Source organism: Marinobacter sp. (assembly GCF_041690455.1).
Taxonomy (GTDB): domain Bacteria; phylum Pseudomonadota; class Gammaproteobacteria; order Pseudomonadales; family Oleiphilaceae; genus Marinobacter.
Genome location: NZ_JAWLHI010000095.1, coordinates 1 through 10414, shown reverse-complemented (window position 1 = coordinate 10414; position 10414 = coordinate 1). Strand labels below are relative to the sequence as shown.

General features: G+C 61.0%; 9 protein-coding genes and 1 pseudogene. 9 read left to right on the top strand and 1 reads right to left on the bottom strand.

Annotated features, from left to right (window positions below):
• Window positions 1-20 precede the first annotated feature (20 nt).
• From rpmA to proB, 3 genes are all read left to right on the top strand, one after another.
• A complete protein-coding gene (rpmA, locus tag ACESMW_RS17215) occupies window positions 21-281 on the top strand; it encodes a 50S ribosomal protein L27 (RefSeq protein WP_092005733.1) in 261 nt (86 codons plus the stop codon).
• Between the two features lie 142 nt (window positions 282-423).
• Window positions 424-1620: an Obg family GTPase CgtA gene (gene cgtA, locus ACESMW_RS17210; RefSeq protein ID WP_372988217.1), complete on the top strand. Its 1197-nt coding sequence runs from the start codon at window positions 424-426 to the stop codon at window positions 1618-1620.
• A gap of 35 nt (window positions 1621-1655) precedes the next feature.
• The gene (gene proB / locus ACESMW_RS17205) at window positions 1656-2780 is read left to right on the top strand and encodes a glutamate 5-kinase (RefSeq protein ID WP_372988216.1); all 1125 of its coding nucleotides are present in this window, start codon (window positions 1656-1658) and stop codon (window positions 2778-2780) included.
• 77 nt (window positions 2781-2857) lie between these two features.
• Here proB and rpsT read toward each other — a convergent pair whose 3' ends face one another.
• Window positions 2858-3127, bottom strand: coding sequence for a 30S ribosomal protein S20 (rpsT, locus tag ACESMW_RS17200; RefSeq protein ID WP_092005741.1), 270 nt, complete (start codon window positions 3125-3127; stop codon window positions 2858-2860).
• A gap of 278 nt (window positions 3128-3405) precedes the next feature.
• Between rpsT and murJ the strand changes: the two genes are divergently transcribed.
• From murJ to ispH, 6 genes and pseudogenes are all read left to right on the top strand, one after another.
• Window positions 3406-4986, top strand: coding sequence for a murein biosynthesis integral membrane protein MurJ (gene murJ, locus ACESMW_RS17195; protein ID WP_372988215.1), 1581 nt, complete (start codon window positions 3406-3408; stop codon window positions 4984-4986).
• A gap of 82 nt (window positions 4987-5068) precedes the next feature.
• Complete coding sequence (gene ribF, locus ACESMW_RS17190) at window positions 5069-6040, top strand: bifunctional riboflavin kinase/FAD synthetase (RefSeq protein ID WP_372988214.1); 972 nt, start codon at window positions 5069-5071, stop codon at window positions 6038-6040.
• A gap of 65 nt (window positions 6041-6105) precedes the next feature.
• Complete coding sequence (ileS, locus tag ACESMW_RS17185; protein ID WP_372988213.1) at window positions 6106-8925, top strand: isoleucine--tRNA ligase; 2820 nt, start codon at window positions 6106-6108, stop codon at window positions 8923-8925.
• Entirely contained in the window at window positions 8925-9443 is a 519-nt protein-coding gene (gene lspA / locus ACESMW_RS17180) for a signal peptidase II (protein WP_372988212.1), read from the top strand. Before ileS ends, lspA begins: the two co-directional genes overlap by 1 nt.
• A 9-nt stretch (window positions 9444-9452) precedes the next feature.
• On the top strand, window positions 9453-9905 hold the full coding sequence (gene fkpB / locus ACESMW_RS17175; protein ID WP_372988211.1) for an FKBP-type peptidyl-prolyl cis-trans isomerase: 453 nt from the start codon (window positions 9453-9455) through the stop codon (window positions 9903-9905).
• Between the two features lie 2 nt (window positions 9906-9907).
• Window positions 9908-10414 (top strand): annotated as a pseudogene (gene ispH / locus ACESMW_RS17170) (4-hydroxy-3-methylbut-2-enyl diphosphate reductase); the annotation flags it as partial.

The following is a 10414-nucleotide window of genomic DNA, read 5'->3' as shown; positions in this document are numbered from 1 at the left end:
TCTAGAGAAGGAGGCTGGTAATGGCTCATAAAAAGGCAGCAGGTAGTACCCGTAACGGTCGCGATTCCGAGTCGAAACGACTTGGTGTGAAGCGCTTCGGCGGTGAGACTGTATCTGCAGGCAGCATCATCGTTCGTCAGCGTGGCACCCGTTTCCACGCTGGTTCCAACGTAGGCATTGGCAAGGACCACACCCTGTTTGCGAAAGCAGAGGGTCAGGTGAAGTTCGAAACCAAAGGCCCGCAGAGCCGTAAGTTCGTGAGCATCGTTCCGGCTGCGTAAGCAGCGGCGATCCGGTTCTGCAGAACCTTGGGTGGTTCTGATTTCCTGATATAGTCAGAAGTCAGAGCCATCCGGAGCCCCGCAAAGCTTCCTTGAGGCTGCGGGGCTTTTTAGTTTATGCGCAACGCGCAAAGGGTTGAACATGAAATTTGTAGATGAAGCCACCATCATTGTGGAGGCCGGCAAGGGCGGGCACGGTTGCCTGAGTTTCCGGCGCGAGAAATACGTTCCCAAGGGTGGCCCCGACGGCGGTGACGGCGGGGACGGTGGCTCCGTCTATCTGGAAGCGGACGGATCACTGAACACCCTGATCGATTACCGCTTCCAGCGTAAATACAAGGCCCAGAACGGCGAGCCTGGATCTGGCCGCAACTGCACCGGCACCAAGGGTGAAGACATGGTGCTGCCGGTGCCGGTAGGCACCACGGTTGTGGACATGGATACCCATGAGGTTCTGGGCGATCTGACTCGTGAAGGTCAGCGCCTGAAAGTGGCCCAGGGCGGCTTCCACGGCCTCGGCAACACCCGGTTCAAGTCCTCGGTCAACCGCGCCCCGCGCCAGACCACCAAGGGTTCGGAAGGTGAGGCTCGTAACCTGCGCCTGGAGCTCAAGGTGTTGGCCGATGTCGGGTTGCTCGGTATGCCCAATGCCGGCAAGTCCACGTTTATCCGCTCGGTGTCCGCTGCCCGGCCCAAGGTGGCGGATTATCCGTTCACCACGCTGGTGCCGAATCTGGGGGTGGTCAGTGTTCAGGCCCATCAAAGCTTCGTTATCGCGGATATCCCGGGTCTGATCGAAGGTGCCGCCGAAGGGGCAGGGTTAGGTATCCGCTTTCTGAAACACCTGGTGCGCACCCGTCTATTGCTTCACCTGGTGGATGTGGCCCCCTATGACGGGTCGTCGCCGGCGGATGCAGTCCGGGCCATCGCCCACGAACTGGAAAAGTTCAGTGAAACCCTGGCCAATCGCCCGCGCTGGCTGGTGTTGAACAAGGTCGACATGGTCGCGGAAGAGGATCGTGATGCCCATTGCCAGGCCATAATCGACGAACTTGACTGGGAAGGTCCTGTGTTCCGGATCTCGGCGATCACCGGTGAGGGTACGAAGCCTCTGGTTCAGGCGGTGATGCGCTGGATTGAGGATCAGGCTCAGGAAGAGGCCGAGAATCCGGAGTTTGCCGAAGAAGAGGCGGCTCGCCGTCAGCGGATGGATGAGGAAGCCCGGGCCAAGATCGAGGCGGACCGCAAGGCTCGCCGTGCCGCGAGGCAGGATGAAGACGATGACGATGATTTTGACGGCGACGATTACGACGTTGAAATCGTGTACGCACCGGAATAAACCGACAGCACCATCAAGAGACTGATTCACACATCATGAGCGAACGTGCCCAGTTGCGCCAGGCCCGCCGCCTGGTCATCAAGATCGGAAGTGCCCTGCTGACCAATGACGGCAAGGGGCTTGATGAGGTGGCCCTGGAGCTCTGGGTGGACCAGATTGCCGGTCTGATTGCCGATGGTGTCGAGGTGGTTATCGTCTCGTCCGGTGCGGTGGCAGTGGGTATGAGCCGGCTGGGCTGGGCAAAGCGCCCGGACCAGTTGCACGAACTGCAGGCCGCCGCCGCGGTGGGACAAATGGGGCTGGTGCAATCCTGGGAAGCTCAGTTCAAACGGCACGATATCCACACCGCCCAGATCCTGCTCACCCACGACGATCTCTCCGACCGTAAACGTTACCTGAACGGTCGCAGCACGCTCCGCGCATTGCTGGATGTCGGTGTCATTCCCATCGTCAACGAGAACGACACCGTGGTCACTGACGAAATCCGTTTCGGTGACAACGACACCCTCGGCGCCCTGGTGGCAAACCTGATCGAGGCGGATGGACTGATCCTTCTCACCGACCAGCTCGGTCTGTTTGACAAAGACCCCCGCAAACATGCGGATGCCAGCCTGGTCACCGAGCGCAAGGCCAGTGATCACGAGCTGGATGCCATGGCCGGCGGTGGCGCTGGCGCTCTGGGCCGGGGCGGTATGCAGACCAAGCTGCGGGCGGCGCGATTGGCGGCTCGTTCCGGTGCATTCACCGTCATTGTCGGCGGCCGGATCGAGGGCGTGATGACCCGACTGCGCCAGGGTGATGTGATTGGTACCTTGCTGTTACCGGAACAGGGCAGGGTGGCCGCGCGCAAGCAGTGGATTGCCGGGCACCTGCAGACCCGGGGCAAGCTGACCCTCGATGAAGGCGCGGTGCGGGTGTTGTGCCTGGGCGGTCGCAGTCTTCTGCCGGTGGGTGTGAAGAGTGTCAGTGGTCAGTTCCGGCGGGGTGAGATGGTGTCCTGTGTCGATGAAAGCGGCCGGGAGGTTGCCCGAGGGCTGGTGAACTACGATGCCGACGAGGCGCGTGCCATTGCCGGTCGCCCCAGTCAGCGGATCACCGAAGTGCTTGGCTATGTCTCCGATGATGAGATGATCCACCGGGATAACCTGGTTATCATCTGATTTTTCAAGTCGTTGGCTTTCATCCAGGCACAAAAAAAACCGGCTCGAAAGCCGGTTTTTTCAGCTCTGGAGATCGCTTACGCGCTCTTCAGGGCCTTGATCTTGGCATTCAGGCGGGCCTTATGACGGGCTACCTTGCTCTTGGCGAAGATGCCTTTGTTGACCATGCTGTCCATAACAGGCTGTGCCTGCTGGAAAGCCGCCTGGGCTTCTTCGTAGTTGCCAGCTTCGATCTTGGCCTGGACCTTCTTCATGTAGGTACGCGCCATGGAACGCAGGCTGGCGTTGTGCTTGCGGTTCTTCTCGTTCTGACGAGCGCGCTTTTTGGCTTGCGGGGAATTTGCCACCGTAAAACTCCTGAAAATCTGAAATTCGTTACTGAATGAACTCGAGTGAATTCATGATGAATTCGTACATCGCAGGCGCGCCAACAACCAGCGCGTCGAAATAAATGACGCGGAACTATGCCGCTGAACGCCGCGAATGTCAAGACTAAAACCCATTTCATGCGCTGTTGCCGCGGCCCTGTGCTAAACTCGCCGCTCGCTGACCGGAGCTGTACAGGCGTTCCGCCCGTGTGCGTAATTTCCGGTATAAACGGACCCTTTAGCTGAACAGAGCCAGAATGTCGTCGGAACCGGATTCCTCTGCCCCGAAAACCCCTGAATCTACTGCCCCCGGATTGCTCCGTTCCTCCGGTGTGGTCGGGGTAATGACCATGCTGTCCCGGGTGCTGGGGTTGGTTCGGGATATGGTGATTGCCCGTTACTTCGGGGCGGGTGCCGGCGCAGATGCCTTCTTCGTCGCGTTCAAGATTCCCAATTTCCTGCGGCGTCTGTTTGCCGAGGGCGCCTTCTCCCAGGCCTTTGTGCCGGTGCTGTCGTCGTACCGGGAGACTCAGGATATTTCCGAGGTGAAACGGCTGGTCAATGCCGTCTCCGGTTCCCTTGGGCTGGTTTTGCTGGGGGTCACCCTGGTGGCCATGCTCGGTTCGCCGGTACTGACGGCGGTATTTGCCCCGGGCTTCTATGGTGACGATGTGAAGTTTGCGCTGACCAGCGACATGCTCCGTATCACCTTTCCTTATCTGCTGCTTATTTCGTTAACGGCCTTTGCCGGCGGCATCCTTAACAGCTACGACCGCTTCGCGGTGCCGGCCTTTACGCCGGTGCTTCTCAATCTGGCGATGATCGGCGCAGCAATCTGGCTGTCCCCGGTGATGTCCGAGCCGGTCATGGCGCTGGCCTGGGGCGTGTTTATCGCCGGCGCGCTGCAGTTGTTCTTCCAGTTGCCGTTCCTGATGCAGCTCGGGCTGATGCCCCGTCCGAAGGTGGATTACCGGCACGAGGGTGTGCGGCGCATTCTAAAGTTGATGGTGCCGGCGCTGTTCGGCGTCTCGGTCAGCCAGATCAACCTGTTGCTGGATACCGTGCTGGCGTCGTTCCTGCAAACCGGCAGTGTCTCCTGGCTGTATTACTCGGACCGCTTGTCCGAGCTGCCACTTGGCGTATTCGGCATTGCCATTGCCACTGTCATCCTGCCGAGCCTGTCCCGCAAACACGCCGCCGCCTCCGCTGACCAGTTTGCCGCCACCCTGGACTGGGCGGTGCGGGCAGTCCTGCTGATTGGCCTGCCGGCGGCGCTGGCGCTGGCACTTCTGGCTGAACCCCTGATTGCCACCCTGTTCCATTACGGCGAAGTGACCGACCGGGATGTCGCCATGTCCGCCCAGAGCCTGCGGGCCTATTCGGCCGGCCTGCTGGCGTTCATGCTGATCAAGGTGCTGGCGCCAGGTTTCTTCGCCCGTGAAGATACCGCTACACCGGTGAAGATCGGGGTTATCGCCATGGTAGCCAATATGGCCTTCAATCTGGCGCTGATCGTGCCCCTGGCCCACGCCGGGCTGGCGCTGGCGACATCGCTGTCGGCCTGGCTTAACGGCTACCTTCTCTGGCGTGGTCTGCGCAAGGAAGGCGCCTGGCAGAGCCAGCCCGGATGGCCCGTGTTCCTCGCGCGTCTGCTGTTCGCCAATGCTGCGCTGGTGGCTGTCATTCTCTGGCTCAAGGCGCCGGTGGCAGATTGGCTCGCCGCCGGAGGCCTGGTCCGGGCGCGGGACATGGCCATTCTCGTGGGTTCCGGCGTCGGGGTGTATTTCATTGCGCTGGCGTTGGCGGGTGTGCGGGTAAGACATTTCCGCCAGAGGTAAGGTATAATCGCGCGTTTTCTCACCAGTGCTCCTGTCGCGCAGGAGTGTTGAAAGCCAGCTGGCAACTGAAGGTTCGCATTGCATGCGTCTGATTCGAGGCCTGACCAACCTGAAGCTGCTCTCACGCCGGGCGGATTCGCCGTTGGCGCAGGGGTGCGTGGCAACCATTGGTAACTTTGATGGTGTCCACCTCGGCCACAAGACCATTATTGATCAGGTCCGGAGCAAGGCTCGGGAACTGGGTGTGCCTTCATTGGTGATGGTGTTCGAGCCGCAGCCCCGTGAGTTTTTCCAAGGCGACGAGGCACCCCCGCGTTTGATGGGGTTCCGCCAGAAGTTTGAAGCCTTGTTGGCCGAAGGTATCGATATCGTCCTGTGCCTGCGGTTCAACCAGACCTTTCGCAGTTATTCCGCCATGGGCTTTATCGAGGACGTACTGATCGAGGGTCTCGGGGTTCGCCACCTGGTGGTGGGGGACGATTTCCGTTTTGGCTGTGATCGCGCCGGCGACTTCGAGTTGCTGCAGAAGGTCGGGCAGGAAGTGGGCTTCACCGTCGAGAACACCCGGACCGTGACCCTGGATGGCAAACGGGTGAGCAGCACCCGGGTGCGGGACCAGCTCACCGTCAATGGCCTGGAAAAAGCGGAAGTATTGCTGGGTCATCCCTATCGTATCCGGGGCAGGGTGGTCTACGGGCGCCAACTTGGCCGCCAGATCGGCGCACCGACCGCCAACATCCTGCTGCATAGAATGCCCGCCTTGCGCGGCGTGTATGTAGTAAGCGGCCGGCTCGACGATGGCAGGGTTTACGACGGCGTGGCCAATATCGGCGTCCGGCCAACAGTCGATGGCAAGCGGCCATCACTGGAAGTGCACCTGTTTGATTTTGCTGGCACACTTTATGGCCAGCATCTGGAAGTCGTCTTCCGTCATGGCCTGCGGGACGAAGAGAAGTTTGATTCCGTCGAGGCCCTGAAAGATCAGATCGCGCGGGACATGGACAACGCCCGGGCGTGGATCCGGGCCCACGGTTCGGCTCGCAGCACGCATTGAAAGCACGGGCGCGAACCCCAAAAGTTTACTGACCAACACTGACCAGAAGAGTACGCACAGAAACCATGAGCGACTACAAGCACACCCTGAATCTGCCGGAAACCGCCTTCCCCATGCGCGGTAACCTGGCCAAGCGCGAGCCGGACATGCTCAAGCGCTGGCAGGACCTCGATGTCTACGGCACCCTGCGCAAGCAGCGTGAAGGCCGGGACAAGTTCATCCTGCACGACGGCCCTCCCTACGCCAACGGCAGCATTCACATCGGTCATGCGGTCAACAAGATTCTCAAGGACATGATCGTCAAGTCCCACAGCTTCAAGGGCTTTGACGCACCGTACGTGCCGGGTTGGGACTGCCACGGCCTGCCCATCGAGCACAAGGTGGAGCAGGAAATCGGTAAGGCCGGCGTCAAGGTGGACTACAAGACCTTCCGCCAGGCCTGCCGGGATTACGCCGCCAAGCAGATCGAAGGTCAGAAGGCCGACTTTATTCGCCTGGGCGTGATGGGTGAGTGGGACAAACCCTACCTGACCATGGATCCCAAGGTGGAAGCCGGCATCGTCCGTGCCCTGGGCAAGATCGTGGCCAAGGGCCACTTGGTGCGTGGTTACAAGCCCGTCTACTGGAGTGTGGTAGGTCAGTCCGCACTGGCAGAGGCGGAGGTTGAATACCAGGACAAGACCTCGACCCAGATTGATGTGCGTTTCACCGCGGTTGATCCGGCCCGGGCGCTCGAGTTGTTTGGCACCGACAAGGGTGAGGGCGATGTCTCCGTGGTGATCTGGACCACCACCCCCTGGACCATCCCCGCCAACCAGGCGGTATCCCTGGGTGCCGACCTGGAGTATGCCCTGGTGCAGGTGGATGTCGGTCAGGGACCGGAGCGCCTGATCCTCGCCACCGAGATGGTTGAAGGCATCATGGCTCGCTGGGGCGTGGAAGATTATGAAGTGCTGGCGACCGTTGCCGGTTCGGCACTGGAAAAGCTGGAGCTGCACCACCCGATCTACGACAAGCAGGTGCCGGTGATCCTGGGCGATCACGTCTCCACCGATGCCGGTACCGGCGCGGTCCATACCGCCCCGGACCACGGTATGGAAGATTTCGAGGTTGGCAAGGAATATGGCATCGGCACCCTGAATCTGGTGAAGGCCGATGGTACCTACACCGAAGCCGCCGGTGAGTTTGCCGGTGTGCACGTCTACAAGGCCGATGAACCGGTGTGCTCTGCTTTGGAGCGGGAAGGCAAGCTGGTCCGTTCCGAGAAATTCCAGCACAGCTACCCGCACTGCTGGCGGACCAAGACCCCGCTGATCTACCGGGCCACGCCCCAGTGGTTCATCAGCATGGACAAGCACAACCTGCGCGCCGACGCCCTGGAAGCCATCAAGGGCGTGCGCTGGGTGCCGGCCTGGGGCCAGAACCGCATCGAAGCCATGTTCGAGCAGAGCCCGGACTGGTGTATCTCCCGTCAGCGCACCTGGGGTGTGCCGATTACCCTGTTCATCCACAAGGAAACCCAGGAGCTGCATCCGGACACCCAGGGCCTGATCGAGAAGGTCGCCCAGGCCGTTGAGACCGGTGGCATCGATGCGTGGTACGAGCTGGACCAGAACGAACTGCTGGGTGACGACGCCGATCAGTACGAGAAGGTACTTGACACCCTGGATGTCTGGTTCGATTCCGGCGTGACCCACGATTCGGTGCTGCGCGTGCGGGAAGAACTGGGCCAGTTCCCGGCGGACATGTACCTGGAAGGTTCCGACCAGCATCGCGGCTGGTTCCAGTCGTCCCTGAAGACCTCCATCGCCATGAACGGCGTGGCGCCCTACAAGCAGGTGCTCACCCACGGCTTCACCGTGGACGGCAAGGGTCGCAAGATGTCCAAGTCCCTGGGCAATGTGATTGCGCCGCAGGAAGTCATGAACGAGCTGGGTGCGGATATCCTCCGCCTGTGGGTGGCCGCCACCGATTACAGTGGCGAGATGACTGTCTCCAAGGACATCCTGCGCCAGACCGCCGACGGCTACCGCCGCATCCGCAACACCGCGCGTTTCCTGCTCAGCAACCTGAATGGCTTTGATCCGGCCCAGCACATGGTGGCTCCGGAGGACATGATCGCCCTGGACCGCTGGATGGTGGACAAGGCTCTGCAGCTGCAGAAGGAGCTGGACGAGGACTACGGCAACTACGCCTTCCTGCGCATCTACCAGAAGGTTTACAACTTCTGCGAGGCGACCCTGGGCGGTTTCTACCTGGACATCATCAAGGACCGCCAGTACACCACCCAGGCCGACAGCCTGGCGCGGCGTTCCTGCCAGACCGCGCTCTACCACGTGGCCGAGGCCCTGGTGCGCTGGATCGCCCCGATCCTGAGCTTCACGGCCGACGAGATCTGGCAACACCTGCCGGGCGAGCGAGGTGAGACCGTGTTCTATGAGACCTGGTACGAAGGCCTGACTGAACTGCCGGCAGACTTCGAGCTGGGCCGTGACTACTGGCGCGAGATCTACAGTGTGAAGGAAGCGGTCAACAAGTGCCTGGAAGAGGCCCGCGGCCGCGGTGAGATCAAGGGCTCCCTGAGCGCCGACGTGACCCTGTACTGCGAAGGTGAGCTGGCCGAGCGCCTGAAGCACCTGGGCGAGGAGCTGCGCTTTGTGCTGATCACCTCCGAGGCAACCGTCAAGCCGGTGGCCGAGGCCGAAGGTGCAGAGCAGACCGGCCATGAGGGCCTGCTGGTGAAAGTGACGCCGGCAACCCATGCCAAGTGCGAGCGCTGCTGGCACCATCGCGAGGACGTGGGCCGCAACGCCAAGTACGACGACCTGTGCGGCCGCTGCGTCAGCAACGTGGAAGGCCCCGGCGAAAGCCGATCCTTCGCCTGATGGACGCTGCCATGACGGACAAGGCCATGGGCTCGAAACTGAAATGGCTGTGGCTGGCGGCGCTGGTCATCGCCATCGATCTGGGCACCAAGGCCATGGCCAGCGCCATGCTCACCTATGGTGACCCGGTGCCGGTGATTCCCATGTTCAACCTGACGCTGCTCCATAATACCGGGGCAGCCTTCAGCTTCCTGGCCCAGGCCGATGGCTGGCAGCGCTGGTTCTTCGTGGCCCTGGCCCTGGTGGTCAGTGTGGTGCTGGTGAGCTGGTTGCGTAAATTGCAGGCCCATGAAACCTGGACCGCGGTCGCCATCGTACTCATTCTCGGCGGCGCCCTCGGTAACGTCTATGACCGGGTGGTTCACGGTTATGTGGTGGATTTTCTGCATTTCTATTGGCAGGACTGGCACTTCCCCGCATTCAACCTGGCCGACACCGCCATCACCATCGGCGCCGGCATGATGATCCTGGACATATTCCGCAAACCCGCCGATGGCGGGGATGCCGAAAAGGAGTGAACGACACTCATGAAAGACTTGCCCGTAGACAAGGGAACCCGTGTAAAACTCCACTTCGCCCTCAAGATCAAGGACGGTGATGTGGTGGATTCCACCTTCGACAAAGACCCCGCGACCCTGGAGATCGGTGACGAGAACCTGCCGGAGAACTTCGAGGCCCTGATGATGGGCATGAAAGCCGGTGATCGCCAGACCTTCGCGGTCTCCCCGGAGAAGGCCTTCGGCCAGCACAACCCCAACAACCTCCAGACCTTCAAGCGCCACGAGTTCAGTGCCGATATGGTGCTGGAACCGGGCGTGGTGGTGTCCTTCGCCGATGCACGCCAGCAGGAGCTGCCGGGCGTGATCAGCCGGGTGGAAGGGGATGAAGTGGAAGTGGACTTCAACCATCCGCTGGCAGGGCGTACACTGGAATTCGAAGTTGAAATCCTCGATGTGGAACCGGCTGGACAGACGCACTGATTATGCAAATCCGACTCGCTAACCCCCGTGGCTTCTGCGCCGGCGTCGACCGCGCCATCGAAATCGTCAACCGGGCACTGGATGTGTTCGGTGCGCCGATCTATGTGCGCCACGAAGTGGTCCACAACAAGTTCGTGGTGGACAATCTCCGCAACCGCGGCGCGGTGTTCGTGGACGAGTTGGATGAAGTGCCCGACGACACCCTGGTGATCTTCAGCGCCCACGGCGTCTCCCAGGCCGTGCAGAACGAAGCCGCCCGCCGCGGCCTCAAGGTGTTCGATGCCACCTGTCCGTTGGTCACCAAGGTGCACCTGGAAGTCATGCGCTACAGCCGTGATGGCCGCGAGTGCGTCCTGATCGGCCACCATGGCCATCCGGAAGTGGAGGGCACCATGGGCCAGTATGATCACAGCAACGGCGGTGAGATCTACCTGGTGGAAAACGAGAAAGACGTGGCGAAGCTGGAAGTGAAAGACCCTTCGCGCTTGTCCTACGTCACCCAGACCACC